Annotated in this window: 15 protein-coding genes; 3 read left to right on the forward strand and 12 right to left on the reverse strand. The window is 36.0% G+C overall.

All coding sequences use genetic code 11. The features are described from left to right. Window positions 1-30: 30 nt before the first annotated feature. From EG346_RS03520 to EG346_RS03555, 7 genes are all read right to left on the reverse strand, one after another. Entirely contained in the window at window positions 31-450 is a 420-nt protein-coding gene (locus EG346_RS03520; protein ID WP_123877011.1) for an OsmC family protein, read from the reverse strand. Window positions 451-524: 74 nt separating this feature from the next. Next, entirely contained in the window at window positions 525-1,847 is a 1,323-nt protein-coding gene (locus EG346_RS03525; protein WP_123877012.1) for a DUF58 domain-containing protein, read from the reverse strand. 311 nt (window positions 1,848-2,158) lie between these two features. Continuing rightward, window positions 2,159-3,190 carry an AAA family ATPase gene (locus EG346_RS03535; RefSeq protein ID WP_123877013.1) on the reverse strand — a complete coding sequence of 344 codons (1,032 nt, stop codon included), beginning with the start codon at window positions 3,188-3,190 and terminating at the stop codon, window positions 2,159-2,161. Between the two features lie 204 nt (window positions 3,191-3,394). Further along, window positions 3,395-4,552: a DUF4350 family protein gene (locus EG346_RS03540; protein ID WP_123877014.1), complete on the reverse strand. Its 1,158-nt coding sequence runs from the start codon at window positions 4,550-4,552 to the stop codon at window positions 3,395-3,397. A gap of 14 nt (window positions 4,553-4,566) precedes the next feature. After that, the gene (locus tag EG346_RS03545) at window positions 4,567-5,364 is read right to left on the reverse strand and encodes a DUF4129 domain-containing protein (protein ID WP_123877015.1); all 798 of its coding nucleotides are present in this window, start codon (window positions 5,362-5,364) and stop codon (window positions 4,567-4,569) included. Further along, complete coding sequence (locus tag EG346_RS03550; RefSeq protein ID WP_123877016.1) at window positions 5,357-6,319, reverse strand: DUF4013 domain-containing protein; 963 nt, start codon at window positions 6,317-6,319, stop codon at window positions 5,357-5,359. Before EG346_RS03550 ends, EG346_RS03545 begins: the two co-directional genes overlap by 8 nt. Then, window positions 6,303-7,286 carry a stage II sporulation protein M gene (locus EG346_RS03555; protein WP_123877017.1) on the reverse strand — a complete coding sequence of 328 codons (984 nt, stop codon included), beginning with the start codon at window positions 7,284-7,286 and terminating at the stop codon, window positions 6,303-6,305. Before EG346_RS03555 ends, EG346_RS03550 begins: the two co-directional genes overlap by 17 nt. A 27-nt stretch (window positions 7,287-7,313) precedes the next feature. Here EG346_RS03555 and EG346_RS03560 point away from each other — a divergent pair, with 27 nt between their 5' ends. Next, on the forward strand, window positions 7,314-8,063 hold the full coding sequence (locus EG346_RS03560; RefSeq protein WP_123877018.1) for an RDD family protein: 750 nt from the start codon (window positions 7,314-7,316) through the stop codon (window positions 8,061-8,063). Window positions 8,064-8,239: 176 nt separating this feature from the next. Then, window positions 8,240-8,530, forward strand: coding sequence for a GNAT family N-acetyltransferase (locus EG346_RS03565; protein ID WP_073336373.1), 291 nt, complete (start codon window positions 8,240-8,242; stop codon window positions 8,528-8,530). Here EG346_RS03565 and EG346_RS03570 read toward each other — a convergent pair. The 5 genes from EG346_RS03570 to smpB form a co-directional block, all read right to left on the reverse strand. Continuing rightward, a complete protein-coding gene (locus tag EG346_RS03570; RefSeq protein ID WP_123877019.1) occupies window positions 8,519-9,490 on the reverse strand; it encodes a glycosyltransferase family protein in 972 nt (323 codons plus the stop codon). The genes EG346_RS03565 and EG346_RS03570 overlap by 12 nt on opposite strands. Further along, on the reverse strand, window positions 9,491-10,315 hold the full coding sequence (locus tag EG346_RS03575; RefSeq protein WP_076506988.1) for a UDP-2,3-diacylglucosamine diphosphatase: 825 nt from the start codon (window positions 10,313-10,315) through the stop codon (window positions 9,491-9,493). It lies immediately after the preceding gene. A 56-nt stretch (window positions 10,316-10,371) separates the two neighbouring features. Then, window positions 10,372-11,112, reverse strand: a complete 741-nt coding sequence (locus EG346_RS03580; protein WP_123877020.1) for a YebC/PmpR family DNA-binding transcriptional regulator — start codon at window positions 11,110-11,112, stop codon at window positions 10,372-10,374. A gap of 95 nt (window positions 11,113-11,207) precedes the next feature. Then, the gene (locus EG346_RS03585) at window positions 11,208-12,704 is read right to left on the reverse strand and encodes an OmpA family protein (RefSeq protein ID WP_073336365.1); all 1,497 of its coding nucleotides are present in this window, start codon (window positions 12,702-12,704) and stop codon (window positions 11,208-11,210) included. A 77-nt stretch (window positions 12,705-12,781) separates the two neighbouring features. Beyond that, window positions 12,782-13,240 (reverse strand): SsrA-binding protein SmpB, encoded by a 459-nt coding sequence (smpB, locus tag EG346_RS03590; RefSeq protein WP_073336363.1) that lies wholly within the window; start codon window positions 13,238-13,240, stop codon window positions 12,782-12,784. Window positions 13,241-13,431: 191 nt separating this feature from the next. On the opposite strand from smpB, the gene EG346_RS03595 reads away from it, so the two are divergent. After that, entirely contained in the window at window positions 13,432-15,054 is a 1,623-nt protein-coding gene (locus EG346_RS03595; RefSeq protein ID WP_073336361.1) for an ABC-F family ATP-binding cassette domain-containing protein, read from the forward strand. Window positions 15,055-15,101: the final 47 nt, after the last annotated feature.

A 15,101-nucleotide genomic window follows, 5' to 3' on the forward strand; every position in this document is an offset into this window, starting at 1 on the left:
GGGCCGGCCTCTTATTATCAATTCAAAAGATTAAATTTTCTCGCCGTTGACAAGAACTTCATATCCAATCTCTACATTCGGCTCTAAAGTTTTTGATACGGAACAGTATTTTTCAAAAGACAGCTCTGCTGCTTTCAGTGCTTTTTTAGGATCTATATTTCCTTCGAGAAGAAATCTTACTTTAACGGATTTAAAAGGTTTTGCATCGTCTACAGGAACTCTTTCTCCTTCTACTTCAGCTTTAAAACCTGTAATTTCCTGACGCTGTTTTTTCAGGATAGCGACTACATCTATCCCACTGCAACCTGCAACGGCCATCAGTACACTTTCCATTGGAGAAACGCCTTTAGCTCCCGGCTGTGAGGTATTATCCAAAAGGATTGAATTTCCCTGGGAATTGGTACATTCAAATAAAAAATCGTCGTTGATTCTGTTTAGGGTTATTTTCATTTCAAATTTTATTGTAAGATTTTTGGGCTCCATTCAGAATTTCAGAAGCCATTGGATTTATTATGAATGCAAAATTATAAAATTCCTCTCGCTTTTATCTCAAGATATTTATTGATAACGTCAATATTTAAATTCTCAGGCAAAGTATACACCGTGTAGATCCCATACTTTCTAAGTTCCTGGATAATGAGTTTCTTTTCAAATTCAAACTTTTCTGCAACAATTTCATCATAAATTTCCTGCATATTCTCCGGGTTTTTATGAATCAGGGTCTGCAGTTCTGAGTTTTTGAAAAAGATAACGACCAAAAGATGATTTTTGGCAATCCCCCGAAGATATTTCAGCTGCCGGTTTAAACCGTCCAATGTTTCAAAATTGGTAAAAAGCAAGACAAGACTCCTTTGGTTCAGAGAATATTTCACATCCTGATAAAGGCGGTTAAAATCACTTTCAAAAAAGTCTGTTTTAATATTATAGAGAGCTTCCGAGATCTTTCTCAGCTGTCCTGATTTATTTTCAGCAGCGATTTTATTTTCAGTCTTTTTAGAAAAAGTCATCATTCCTGCACGATCCCCTTTCTTCAGGATAATATGGGACAGGGCCATTGCGGCATTGATGGAATAATCAAGCAGACTCAACCCATTGAAAGGCATTTTCATGGTCCTTCCTTTATCGATCAGAATAAAGATACGTTGTGATTTTTCATCCTGAAACTGATTCACCATTAATCGGTTGGTTTTAGAGGTAGCTTTCCAGTTGATGGTTCTGATATCATCTCCAGGAACATATTCTTTGATTTGTTCAAATTCCATGGTATGTCCCAGTTTTCTGATTTTTTTGATTCCACCGAGCATAAATTCACTCTGCAGTGCCATCAATTCATATTTTCTAAGATGTACGAAGGATGGATACGCGGGCAGCATAACGTCTTTCTGGAAATTAAATCTTCTGGATACAAATCCCAGTGGTGAGGATGCATATACATTAAGGTTTCCAAAGCTGTACTCTCCTCTTTCTTTGGGCTCAAGGCTGTATTGGAAATAGGTATTTCTACCGGATTCAATATCTTTTGTAATTAAAAAATCTCTCTTTTGGAACTGGAACGGAATTTCATCAATAATCCTGGTACTAATCTTAAAGCTATAATTGTTTTTAATATCGATTTTTACAAAATTTTCATCTCCATTGGACAGTTTTTCCGGCAGTATTCTTTGGGCAAGCAGTGCATTCTTTTGATTAAACAATAAAAGATAATCTACCATGGCAGCAAGAAAACAGATCAGCAAAAGCAGGTGAGCCGCCCACATCAGAACCGGAAAGAAAAATGCAAGGACGTACACAATCCCCACTCCTATGAGCGAAAAGAAAAATCGTGTATTGATGTATAGGTTTTTCATTTTTTTAGGTAATAAATTGACGGCAGCAGTTTGCAGGTGCTATGTTAAACTGATTGTAGGGAGTTTATTAAACCATTCAGCATTTTTGAAATTTCTATGATTGCATTATTTAATTTTTGATAATTGTCCTCATTTTCATCTTTCGGAAAAGATCCTGTACTTTTATAAATATCTGTAACAAAATCTACCGATTTCGGCCAAACCAGAAGTTCCTTAAAATTTGCTATATAGATACACTTTAGTTAAACTAACTGAAGAACATGGTACGACAAACAACTATCAACTGCAACCTGATATCTAATATCTGCAGCCTATCTAGGAATCTCTATTCCCTCTAAGATCTGACGTATAATTTCATCGGCAGTCAAGCCTTCCATTTCTCTTTCGGGAGAAACGATTACTCTGTGTCTTAATACAGCATAGCTCGCTTCTTTAATATCTTCGGGTGTTACAAAGTCTCTTCCCCTCATCGCCGCAAAAGCTTTAGACGCTGTAAGAAGTGCCAATGATGCTCTTGGAGAAGCTCCGAGATATAAAAATTGGTTTTCTCTGGTATTGACTATAATTTTGGCGATATATTCCATGAGCTGAGCCTCTACAACAATTTCTTTTACCAGATTCTGATAACTTTTCAATTGTCCGGCCGTAATAACACGATGTACGCCCTCTGTCTTATCTTCTTTCCGGCTTTCGTGCTGGTTTCTGATAATCGCAACTTCTTGTTCAAGATTCGGATAGCCTACATTGATTTTGAATAGAAAACGGTCCAGCTGTGCTTCAGGCAGTCTGTAAGTTCCTTCATGCTCTATCGGGTTTTGGGTAGCTACAACCAGGAAGGGTTCGTCCATAATATAACGGACTCCATCCATGGTGATCTGCCTTTCTTCCATCACCTCAAACAAAGCCGCCTGAGTTTTGGCAGGAGATCTGTTGATCTCATCAATTAATATAAAGCTTGAAAATATAGGTCCTTTTTTAAATTCAAATTCAGAGTTTTTCACATTGAAAACAGAGGTTCCCAAAATATCTGAAGGCATAAGGTCCGGTGTAAACTGAATCCTACTGAAACCAACATCAATGGTCTTTGCCAAAAGTTTAGCCGTGATGGTTTTAGCCACACCCGGAACACCCTCGATCAGGACATGCCCGTTTGACAGAAGGGCTGCAATAAGATGTTCTATCATGCTTTCCTGTCCGACAATTACTTTGGCTATTTCAGTTTTTACTTTTTCTAAACTGGTACGGAGCTCGATCATATCAATCCTGGACTGAAACTGATCTTCACTTTTATTGAGATTGATAGAACTTTGAGGTTCTACATTTTGATTTTCATGGTTTTCCATACTTTTATATCTGTGGTTTTAGTCAATCGTACTTTATCCGATTTTTGGTAAATCGTCCTTTCGGGACTCTAACTTATTTTTAATAATGTAACAATAAAACAGTCTAGCAGTTTACCAATAACCATTGTTACATTGTTACATTGTTACATTGTTACATTGTTACATTGTTACATTGTTACATTGTTACATTGTTACCCTACTCAATTATTTCAAAATCTCATCAAGAAGCTTATTCAATCTTGTGAGGTCTTCTTTCATCACGTGGGCATAGGGATCCTGTCCTTTTCTGATCAGAACTATAGCTTCATTGATCATTTCAATATTTTTTCCTGTCTTTAGCTGAAGTTTTTTAGCAAATTCAGCATCGAGATTTTGAGTATCGATCAAAAGATCCATTCTTACTTTATTCAGGAAATATTGGGCTTTTTTGGCCATCATATCATGAAAATCTCCTTCCTGAAGATAAAGATTTCCTATACTTTTCACAAAATCTACCGAGGTATTTCTCAGTGGCTCTAAAACAGGAACTATACGCTGTTTTCTTTTAGCATTAAAAAAAATAAACAATATAAGACCTCCTAAAAACAACCACCAGGCATATTTCAGTGCCGGATTGGAGAGGACAAATCTCATAAAGAAGCGCGAAACTTTGGTGTCATTTTCTACAAACCAGATTGTTTCTCTATCCTGAAGATAGGAAAAAACATCCTGTGCATATTTGATATTGCCGGGTTTGAGGAGGTAATAGTTGGTAAGAAAAAGAGGTTCACTATGGGCATAGATCGTCCCTTTTCCAAATCGAATCTTGATAAAATTAGCCTGATCTGAATTATTTTTCTCTACTGTTTTCCCCAATACTTCCACATTAGGCTTAATGTATGAAAATCCTCTGCCTGAAGGAAATTTATCTAATTTAATAAAATCATTCTGATATTTTTTATCGGTCAGTTTTAGTACATTTTCCTCCTCAAAAGAAATATCAGAGCTATGGTAGCCAATACTGTCTGAAATATCTTTAGGAGCATGGCTTACCAAAATCATGGCATCTGAACCGTTTGACACCTCATCCAGAATTTTCTTCCAGGATTCTTTGTCCAGCTCTTTTTCAATGACGATGATATTGTGTACTTCCTTTTTGTGCTGAGTGTAATAGTCGTAAGGGGTCTGTTCTATTTTTTTCAGATTATTTTTAAACAGATCTTTCGCTTCATTATTAAACACAAACAGACCGAAAGGAGACTTTTCATGAATATTAAAATTCTTCCGCCAGTTTGTTGTTTCTTTTTTATTGACTTCAAGCAACGCCAGAATAACCATCACAACGATGAATATCACAGCATATATTTTGAAGGTTTTTTTCATGGTAAATGGTTTAATTACAGTTTAAATGACTGATACTGATTTTTAAATTTCTGATAACCCTGTTCGTCAATACTGAACTCGCCGTACCAAACATAGTCGAAAATATAGGAAAGTCGCGCAAATTCTTCCTTAAGGCCTAAGTCTTTCAATTCTGCAGCATAGTCTTTATTTGTTTTCTCAGGATTCCAGTTGATCTGTTTTTTATCACTTAGTTTTTTAAGGATAAAGAGGAACTGGTAGCGCACGGCTGAACGGTAATCTCCTTCTCGCTCAAATTTCGCAATGCTTTCAGGAAAATTGATCTCATGGATATTTTCATGAAGCTCTTCCGCATTGATATTTATTTTTTTATTTTTCTTTCCGAAGAAGAGATTTCCGTCTTTGCCCATTAGATATTTAGTAATAAAATAAAGAAGAAATCCTACCAGAATAATGGCAAACAAGCGGATAAGGACCGTTGTAATTTTGGCCGAATTGGTAAAGACTGTTTCCCCAAAAATACTCTGAAGGATCTTGTCTATTCTCCTAATTAATTTCTGCAAGAAAGATTCTCTCGGCTTGGATACCGAATAATCAAATTCGTTTCCTTTATACCTGGACTTAATATTTTCTTTGAACTTTTTAGGATAGGCTGTATTTTCTGAAACAGGTTGCAGAATCAGTACAGAATCTGCACGGAGCATATTCCGGTAATGTCCGGTCCCCAAAGAATCTACAATATAATCTTCTACTGTACCATCTCCATCGTTATCCTGTGCACGAACAGGACCAATGGAGAAAAAGATCAACAGAAAAAGAAGTAATTTATTCATTGATACCGATAGTTTCTATTTCTTCAAGTTCAGCTTTCTGATGAAGATCTGTTCTGCTGTCGTAATACATCAGACCTGCATTGATAAACATAAGATTGGAAAGGAATAAAGATGCTAGCATTGAAATCCCATAGAATACAAAGAAAATAATTCCTGCAGTTCCGGCAAAAGGATTCTCTTCAAAATTTCCGTCAGGCGTTGAAGTAAGGACCGATCCGTACACAAAAACCATTGGAACCATTGTAAATACCAAACTCACCACATATAAAATAACAAACATGATGATGGATGCTCCCCAGTATTTCCAGTACGGAGATTTTTCATTTCCGTTCGGGTAAGAAAACTGGGATCTTATGGAATAACTCAGGCTTTCCATAAAGCCTCTTTTGGCATTAAAATAATCGTACATCAAAAATGCAGAAACATTAAATGCTGTAGGGTATACAAGCAGTATCAGGAAAAAACCGATAATGATCAGCAGCAGTACATAAGAAAATCCTACGATGATCATGGTCACCGGAAATACAATAAACAGCATTCCGATACCCATCTTAAAAATTCTTCCAGCATTTCTTTTAAAATCTCCTAAGATTTCATCTGTCTTGATCTTTTGAGCACCTTCAGCGATCCTTTTCATATAAAAAACAGGATACAGATAATTGACGATTGCCAGAAGGATAAAAAGGACAAAAACCAAAATTCCCGCTACAATGAGCATTCCTGAGTTATCTTCAAAATATCTTTCAAAATAGTAGCTTTCCCCGCTCATATTGGAGCCGACAAGCTGTCCGAAGATCTCTTTAAATCCAAAGATCACAACGGCAATTGTTAAGATTAATAGTAATCCGTTGATCAGAATATAATTTTTAAAATAGTTTTTCCCGTAAAGTTTAAAAAAATTAAAACTATCAGTGATGAAAGCTCCAAATTCTCTTTTTTTATAAAACTGCATCATGGTTGTGATTATTCGTTTTTTTATGAACCACTGAAGGATAAATGAAATAATAAAATCCTATAATGGTCAGTGAACTGATGATTATCGCTAAGTTGACTACCAGTGGCATTCTCAAAGCATGTCTTGTTACATAACCTTCAATAATTCCGGCACAAATGGTAAAAGGAATGGTGCTGAGAAAGATTTTAAAAGAATCTTTAAAACCCGTTTTAAAAGAATTAAATCTTGAAAATGTTCTCGGAAACAGAATACTCGCTCCCAGAATAAGTCCACACATAGCCTCCACAACCATTGCAAAGATCTCAAAAACACCATGAAGCCAGATTCCTCTTGCACTGTCTTTCAAGGCTCCATAATCATAGAAAAAATATTGGAAAGAACCTAGCATAACGCTGTTGGAAAGAAGGGCAAATAAAGTTCCCACCCCTGCCGTAATTCCATAAATATACAGTTTGGCTCCTACTCCGATATTATTAAAAATGATCCCTATGGTACTGCCCCAGGTAGATCCACTCTGGTAAACACCAACTGCATTTCCTTTTTTAATATTTTCTATCGTTTCATTAACATAATTTTCTCCCAGAATGATATTCGCAAAGTCTTTATCATAAGCTCCCGATAGCACTCCTATTGAAGTAAAAAAGATGAAAAACAGAAACGCATACATAAGATATCTCCTGTACTGATAGACCAGCAGGGGAACTTCCGTTTTAAAGAAGTAGATCAGCCTGTTCTCCTCTACTCTTTTGGTCTTATAAATCTTCTGAAATATCTGCGAAGACAAATGATTCAGGTATACCGTGGTATTGCTTTTGGGATAATAGGTCTGCGCAAATGAAAGGTCATTGATCAGGTTGATATACAAAGAAGTCAGGTCATCAGGATTTTTTTTTACTTTCCCTTGAATAACCTGTTCAATTCCCAACCATTTTTCTTTATTTTGTTTAATGAAATAAACTTCTCTCATAATTGTAAGGCTAAAATAATAAAAATTATGTCTCAAATTGCGATAAATACCTCACAAAATGTAAATATTAACTTTAATATTGCGAGTGTCGGGGAAAGAATGCTTGCCTTCATTATCGATCTTTTGATAAAGGTCGCTTATGTTCTCATTGTTTTCTATCTTTTCTTTAACATTTTTGATCTTGGGTATTTATTGACCGGACTTGATCAATGGTCTATTATGGCTGTTTACATAGTTCTTACATTCCCTGTTTATATTTATCCCGTAGTTCTGGAAAGTTTGATGGAAGGACAGACTCCCGGGAAAAAGCTCATGAAAATCCGGGTTGTAAAAATTGACGGTTACCAAGCCAGTTTCGGAGATTATCTGATCCGATGGATGTTCAGGCTCATTGACACTTCGGCAGCCGGCGTCGTAGGTATTATTTCTATGATTGTTTCTAAAAATAACCAACGTCTAGGAGACATCGCTTCGGGTACAGCTGTAATTTCGCTAAAAAATAATATCAATATTTCTCATACCATTCTGGAAAATATCAATAATGACTATGTTCCCTCCTTTCCACAGGTCATTGCTTTAAGCGATAATGATATGAGGATCATCAAAGATAATTATACCAAAGCCCTTAAAGTAGACGACAGACAAATCATCAGCAAACTTTCCGATAAGATTAAAAGTATTTTAAAACTGGATATTGATCCAAAGAAAATGACGGAGAGACAGTTTATCAATGTGGTGATTAAGGACTATAACTATTATACGGGGAAGGATAATTAATGTGAATGGTCAATTTTGCTTCGCAAGGGAATGATCAATTTATCCAATAAAGGATAATCATTCCACAATTAATATTTTTAAAGTTGAATATGAAGAAAATTCACTATTCACTTATTACGCTCATACAATTACTCATCGGTGCAATTTTTGTATGTTTAATCGCAAATCTTTGAATTATGAAATTTGAAAACAACAAATCAGGAAATGGTGGTTTCATTACTCTGAACAACGAAATAAAAGAAGTGGGAAGATTAACGTATACTATTTTTCCTGAAGAAGATAAATTTATTATTTCTTTTGTACTGGTTCATCCTGAATTTGAAGGCCGGGGAATGGGGAAATATTTGGTTGAGGAAGCCATAAAATTTGCCAGAGAAAATAACTGGAAGGTATATCCTCACTGTTCTTACGCACGAGCTGTTATGACCAGAATGAGTGATGTAGATGATGTATTTCTAAAGAACTAAGACTTCATTCACCAGAATTTCTTCAATATCGTCCGGATAATCTACTTTTAAGTGATGATCTGAAGCTACCCATTCCATAATTTCCTGAGGTTTTAATACTTTAGAATTTGGAATTCCCATGAGATCTAAAGCACACGCATTGCATTCCTGTTCATATTGATTGTGAATGGGAATGACAAATAGCTTTTTATCCATAAACAATGCTTCTGCCGGTGTTTCAAAACCTGCATTGCATAATATACCGTCACAACTTTCAAAGTACTTCAGGTATTGAATCTCATCGATTGGAAAAACTTCTACATTTTTTATTTTAAGCTGTACTTTACTGTACTTCGAAAATACTTTCCATTGAACAGGTATCTGTTTCAAGACTTTGAGGATATTCTCATCTGCAAAACTTGGAAGATAAACGAGATAATATCCCTTTTTATCCGGATTAAGGTTTCTGATTTTCCTTCTGATCACGGGTTTCTTAATCTGCGGATGATAATTTTCAAAGTGAAAACCAATCTTTCTTTCGCTGGGAACATAGTATTTAAGAATCAGTTCCCCTAAAAAGTCTTTCTTTTCCGGTTTGGGGGTTTCAGCAAAACTCATGGAAGCCTGATGGCTCAGCTCGATCATGGGAAGTTTTTTCAACTTACCAGCCCATCCAGTTAAAGGTTCATAATCATTAATGATGAGATCGTATTTTGAAAGTTCGAGTTGTCTGACTGTTTTTACAGCTTCCAGAAATTTATTTTCAGTAAACGTTTTTCGGTAGGATAAACCGCCCGTTTTGTTGTAAAGAAGAGAAATGCCTCTATGTTGGAAATTAATGTCAAAATCAGCCTTTAATTGTGACTGATGACCACTGATCAAGGTATCCACTGAAGCATATTTTTTGAGAATAGGAATAATCTCCTGTGCTCTGGCCACATGTCCGTTTCCAGTTCCTTGAAATGCGTATAAAACTTTCATTTAAGAAAAATTAGTGACTATTTTCAGAAGTTCAGAATTGTCCATGTCCTGGATCTCTTCTACTTCGTCGTCTTTAAGCAAATCTTTGTGATCGTCATAATAGAATATTTTCCATTCTTTATCATGATATTCCAACGCTGAAAGGTTTTCAATCCAGTCTCCGGAATTCAGATAAGTACAGGCGCCTTTTTTGGTAATGACCTCACGGATCTGAGGCTGGTGGATATGGCCGCAAACTACGTAATCATAATGATTATCTATCGCTAGTTCAGAAGCAGTCAGTTCAAAATCCCCGATATACTTCACTGCTTTCTTTACATTGTTTTTGATCTTCTTAGAAAATGAATATTTTTCTTTTCCCATTTTCTCCAGAAACCAATTGACAACGTTATTGATGACAATCAAAAGATCATATCCTTTTCCGCCCAACTTAGCGATCCATTTTGAATGCTGAACAGAAGCATCGAAAACATCTCCGTGAAATATCCACGTTTTCTTTTGATCGATATCAAGACAGATTTTATTGCAAACTTTAAGTTTTCCTAATTCAAAATCTGTAAACTTACGGAACATTTCATCATGGTTTCCAGTAATATAGTAAACCTGTGTATTTTTGGTGGCTAATGAAAGGATCTTTTTGATCACTTTCAAATGAGGTTTAGGGAAGTAAGACTTTTTAAACTGCCAGATATCAATAATATCACCGTTCAAAACTAATGTTTTTGGCTGGATAGAATTGAGATACCTTAACAGCTCTTTAGCCTTACATCCATAAGTTCCCAGATGAACATCCGATATGACAACTAACTCAACGTTTCTTTTCATAGTTTTATACAAAGAAACTAATTGAAAGTTAACTGTATATGAATGCTTTATTATTTTTACAGCGAGTTCATCAATTCTTCTGTGATCTCCATATTATGATAAACGTTCTGTACATCATCATCATCTTCAAAACGTTCCAGCATTTTCATATTAGCTTTGAACTGGTCGCCATTTACTTCTTTGATATTATTTGGAATTCTCTGAAGTTCTGCGCTTTTTGCTTCTATTTTTAACTCATCTAATTTGTGTGACAATGAACCAAAGTCTTCGAAAGCTGTTGTAATCATTACTTCCTCTTCATCTTTTTCCACATCTTCTGCACCTCCGTCAATCATTTCCATTTCAAAATCATCCCAATCCATTTTGATTTGAGATAAATCTAAGGTAAAAATTCCTTTTCTGTCGAAGATAAATGCAAGTTCTCCATTTTTACCCAAGTTACCGTCAAATTTATTGAAGATCGCTCTTACGTTAGCTACAGTTCTTGTTGGGTTATTGGTTGTACATTCTACGAAGAATGCTACACCACCCTGGCCATATCCTTCATAGGTAATTTCTTCATAGTTTTCTGCATCAGCTCCACCTGCTTTTTTGATGGCTCTTTCTACATTATCCTTAGGCATATTGGCACCCTTAGCATTCTGGATACATCTTCTTAAAGCCGGATTGGCCTCAGGATCTGTTCCTCCGGCTTTTACTGCCAGTGCAATGTCTTTACCGATTTTAGAGAAAGTTTTGGCCATTTTATCCCATCTGGCCATTTTAGAAGCTTTTCTATATTCAAATGCTCTTCCCATTTTAGATTTTTAAATTTTCAACAAAATTAACTAAAAGTCAACAAAAAAAAAATACCCCCAAAAAATTGGAGGTATTTATTATTTAGAAAAATTAATTATTTTTTCTTTTTAGCAGCAGCTTTTTTCTTAGCTGGAGCTTTTTTAGCTTTCTTCACTACAGTTTTCTTCTCTACAACGTCTAGATCAGATTTCTGAAGTGCATCCCAAGCAGCACCATTAACAGCTTCAACAACTACTTTTCTGTCAACCATTCTTTCTGCATCAGAAGCTTTCTCAGAGATAGTAGCATCTCTTTCTCCAACTCCTACAGATTTCAATTGGTTTGCATTAACACCTCTAGCTTCTAGAGCACCTACCACTGAAGCAGCTCTTTGTCTAGAAAGTTTCAAGTTGTAAGCATCAGCACCTTTCTTATCTGTGTGACCAGTTACTAAGAAAGTACCATCAGAAGATTGCTTAATAATTTTAGCAGCTTCATCTAACTTAGTGCTAGATTCAGGTCTGATTGTAGCTTTGTTAAAGTCAAACAAGATACCTTTAAGAGCACCAGTAGCTTCAACACCGATTACTTCTTTTGGCTTAGGACATCCGTTGTATTCTGGAAGACCTGGAACTGTAGGACAAGCGTCATCTTTATCTAAGATTCCGTCACCGTCTGTATCTGGCCAAGGACAACCGTTGTTTTCTGCAGGACCTGCAACTGTAGGACAAGCATCATCTTTATCGATAACACCATCACCATCTGTATCTGGCCAAGGACAACCGTTGTTTTCAACTGGACCAGCTACTTCTGGACATTGATCGTCTTTATCTGGAACTCCGTCACCGTCAGTATCAGGACATCCCTGGAATTCTGGTAGACCCGGAGTATCTGGACAAAGGTCATCTTTATCTAGGATACCATCCTTATCTCTATCTCTGTTACCGAATCTGAATAAGATCGATGCAGAAGCTTGCCAGAAGTTAGCAACATTTGATTTATCACCTGGAGTTGATACATAGTCACCCTGAACACCAAGACCGAAGTTCTTAGTTACCCAGAAGTTAGCACCAGCACCTGTAGAAACTGTAAAGTGATTAGCTTTACCATTTTCATTACCACCGTCTCCGTTATAAACTGTATCTCCTCTGAAATCAGTTCTTGGGAAAGTAAGTGCAGTATAATCATGTCTCAAGTAGTTAGCACCAACTCTTAAATATGGATCGAACCAAGATTCTTCATTCCATAAAAGACCAGCTGCTTTAGCTTGGAAACCAAGACCTGTCATTAGGAAAAATTCTTTCCCCATGTTAAATCTCTGATTGTCAACATTACCTACGGAAGTCTGCCAGTCGATAACTAAACCTTTACCGATGTTTCTAGCAACTGTTAATTTAGATAATGGAGGTGTAATAGAGAAGTTGTTCACATTGAACATTGTCTTCGTTAAATTATTAGCAGAGAACGTATTACTAAAGTTGTTACTCTGTGCCTTGTGGTTTTCCGCGTGAGCACCAACCCCGATTAACCACGGATTGTTGGTAGTCTGAGCGAACACAGTAGAAGCAACCGTAAGCGCCAATGCTGAAATTCCTAATTTTAGATTTTTCATAGAATTAAATGATTAAATAATTGATAATGCAAAATAAATATAATTTTTCTTTAAAAACAAAGTTTTTTGAATGATTTTTAACTTTTCTTTAATATTCTATCCAGGTTACGTTTATTTTCTCTATCTTTTATCGCTTCCCTTTTATCAAAGAGTTTTTTCCCTCTGGCAAGGGATATCAGCACTTTTGCTTTACCCTTGTCTGTGATATATAATTTAAGAGGTATAATTGTGTTACCAGCATCCTTTAACTTTTTTTCAAGTTTTACTAATTCTTTTTTGTGCAACAGCAATTTCCGTTCCCTTTTTGTTTTGTGATTGTAAAAAGTTCCTAATTTATACTCATCAATCATCATATTAATAATGTATAACTCCCCATCAATAAACTGACAGAAGGATTCTGTGATGGAGGCTTTAGATGACCGTAAAGATTTTATTTCAGTTCCCGTTAAAACCATCCCCGCTTCAAATTCTTCAAGGATTTCATATTCAAAACGGGCTTTTCTATTTAATATACTGACTGTTTTTTCGATTTTCATTTTAAAAATGCGTGTAATTATATTTAATTGGGCTCACCCAATCCTTCATTGAGTTGTCCATTCAGGACTCCATCTATTTATTTCATCAATGAAATATAGAAAAAATACCTCATATTTAAAAACTTGACTTTTACATTATTACGAAATACCCAAATTCTTTTCGTAATTTTGCGCCAAATTTACAAAACTATATGTTAACAGTATCTAACTTATCTTTACAATTCGGGAAAAGAGTTCTTTTTGACGAGGTAAATATTATGTTTACCAAAGGAAACTGCTACGGGATTATCGGAGCAAACGGTGCGGGGAAATCTACATTCCTTAAAATACTAACGGGAAAGCAGGATCCGACTACAGGGCATGTATCTTTGGAACCAGGAAAAAGGATGTCAGTTTTGGAGCAGGATCACTTTGCGTATGATCAATTTACTGTTCTTGAAACTGTATTGAGAGGAAATAAAAAATTATTTGAAATAAAGGAGGAAATGGATGCGCTTTATGCGAAAGAAGATTTCTCTGATGAAGATGGTATAAAAGCAGGGGAACTGGGTGTTATTTATGACGAAATGGGAGGATGGAACTCAGAATCTGATGCACAAACGATGCTTTCTAACGTTGGTATCAAAGATGGTATGCACTGGCAGATGATGAGTGAGCTTGAAAACCAGGACAAAGTAAAAGTTCTATTGGCACAGGCTTTATTTGGAAATCCTGATGTATTGATTCTGGATGAGCCTACGAATGACCTTGACATCGATACGATTGCCTGGCTGGAAAACTTCCTTGCAGATTATGAAAATACAGTCATTGTAGTTTCTCACGACCGTCACTTCCTGGATACCGTTTGTACACACATCGGAGATTTGGATTATGCGAAACTTAACCTTTATACAGGTAACTATACTTTCTGGTATCAGGCTTCTCAGCTGGCCACAAGACAAAGAGCTCAGGCTAATAAAAAAGCAGAAGAAAAGAAGAAAGAACTTCAGGACTTCATCGCTAGATTCAGCTCCAACGTTGCCAAAGCAAAACAGGCTACTGCGAGAAAGAAAATGATCGATAAATTGAACATCGATGATATCAAGCCTTCGTCAAGAAGATACCCTGCTATCATTTTCGAAATGGAAAGAGAAGCTGGAGATCAGATCTTAGATGTAAAAGGTCTTGAAAAAACCAAAGACGGAGAACTATTATTCTCAAACATTGACTTAAACCTTAAGAAAGGAGATAAAGTTGCTGTTCTTTCTAAAAACTCATTGGCTATCACTGAATTTTTCGAAATTCTTGCAGGAAATGTTCAGGCAGATAAGGGAACAGTGGCTTGGGGAGTTACCACCAACCAATCTCACATGCCTTTGGATAACACCAGTTTCTTCCAGGAAGATTTAAGCCTAGTAGACTGGTTGAGACAATTCACTAAAAACGATGAAGAGCGCCACGAGGAATTTGTAAGAGGATTCTTGGGAAGAATGCTTTTCTCTGGTGATGAAGCTTTAAAATCTTGTAAAGTGCTTTCGGGAGGTGAAAAAATGAGATGTATGTTCAGCAGAATGATGCTTCAGAAAGCAAACATTCTATTATTAGATGAGCCAACCAACCACCTAGATCTTGAAAGTATCACGACTTTGAACAACTCATTGTCAAACTTCAAAGGAAATCTTTTGCTTTCGTCTCATGACCACGAAATGCTTCAGACGGTCTGTAACAGAATCATCGAGCTTACTCCTTCAGGAATTATTGACAGAGAAATGACTTACGATGAATATCTTGCCGATAAAAAAGTTAAAGAACTGAGAGAAAAAATGTATTCTTAATTGACTGAGATATCATTATAATTCACGATAAAAAAATTCCTCAAAGT

It is taken from the genome of Chryseobacterium carnipullorum, from assembly GCF_003815695.1.
Classification (GTDB): domain Bacteria; phylum Bacteroidota; class Bacteroidia; order Flavobacteriales; family Weeksellaceae; genus Chryseobacterium; species Chryseobacterium carnipullorum.

Excerpts from the sequence above, each read along its gene's own strand:
- EG346_RS03520 (WP_123877011.1), bottom strand. The coding sequence starts at position 450 with ATGAAAATAACCCTAAACAGAATCAACGACGATTTTTTATTTGAATGT.
- EG346_RS03525 (WP_123877012.1), bottom strand. The coding sequence starts at position 1,847 with ATGAAAAACCTATACATCAATACACGATTTTTCTTTTCGCTCATAGGA.
- EG346_RS03535 (WP_123877013.1), bottom strand. The coding sequence starts at position 3,190 with ATGGAAAACCATGAAAATCAAAATGTAGAACCTCAAAGTTCTATCAAT.
- EG346_RS03540 (WP_123877014.1), bottom strand. The coding sequence starts at position 4,552 with ATGAAAAAAACCTTCAAAATATATGCTGTGATATTCATCGTTGTGATG.
- EG346_RS03545 (WP_123877015.1), bottom strand. The coding sequence starts at position 5,364 with ATGAATAAATTACTTCTTTTTCTGTTGATCTTTTTCTCCATTGGTCCT.
- EG346_RS03550 (WP_123877016.1), bottom strand. The coding sequence starts at position 6,319 with ATGATGCAGTTTTATAAAAAAAGAGAATTTGGAGCTTTCATCACTGAT.
- EG346_RS03555 (WP_123877017.1), bottom strand. The coding sequence starts at position 7,286 with ATGAGAGAAGTTTATTTCATTAAACAAAATAAAGAAAAATGGTTGGGA.
- EG346_RS03560 (WP_123877018.1), top strand. The coding sequence starts at position 7,314 with ATGTCTCAAATTGCGATAAATACCTCACAAAATGTAAATATTAACTTT.
- EG346_RS03565 (WP_073336373.1), top strand. The coding sequence starts at position 8,240 with ATGAAATTTGAAAACAACAAATCAGGAAATGGTGGTTTCATTACTCTG.
- EG346_RS03570 (WP_123877019.1), bottom strand. The coding sequence starts at position 9,490 with ATGAAAGTTTTATACGCATTTCAAGGAACTGGAAACGGACATGTGGCC.
- EG346_RS03575 (WP_076506988.1), bottom strand. The coding sequence starts at position 10,315 with ATGAAAAGAAACGTTGAGTTAGTTGTCATATCGGATGTTCATCTGGGA.
- EG346_RS03580 (WP_123877020.1), bottom strand. The coding sequence starts at position 11,112 with ATGGGAAGAGCATTTGAATATAGAAAAGCTTCTAAAATGGCCAGATGG.
- EG346_RS03585 (WP_073336365.1), bottom strand. The coding sequence starts at position 12,704 with ATGAAAAATCTAAAATTAGGAATTTCAGCATTGGCGCTTACGGTTGCT.
- smpB (WP_073336363.1), bottom strand. The coding sequence starts at position 13,240 with ATGAAAATCGAAAAAACAGTCAGTATATTAAATAGAAAAGCCCGTTTT.
- EG346_RS03595 (WP_073336361.1), top strand. The coding sequence starts at position 13,432 with ATGTTAACAGTATCTAACTTATCTTTACAATTCGGGAAAAGAGTTCTT.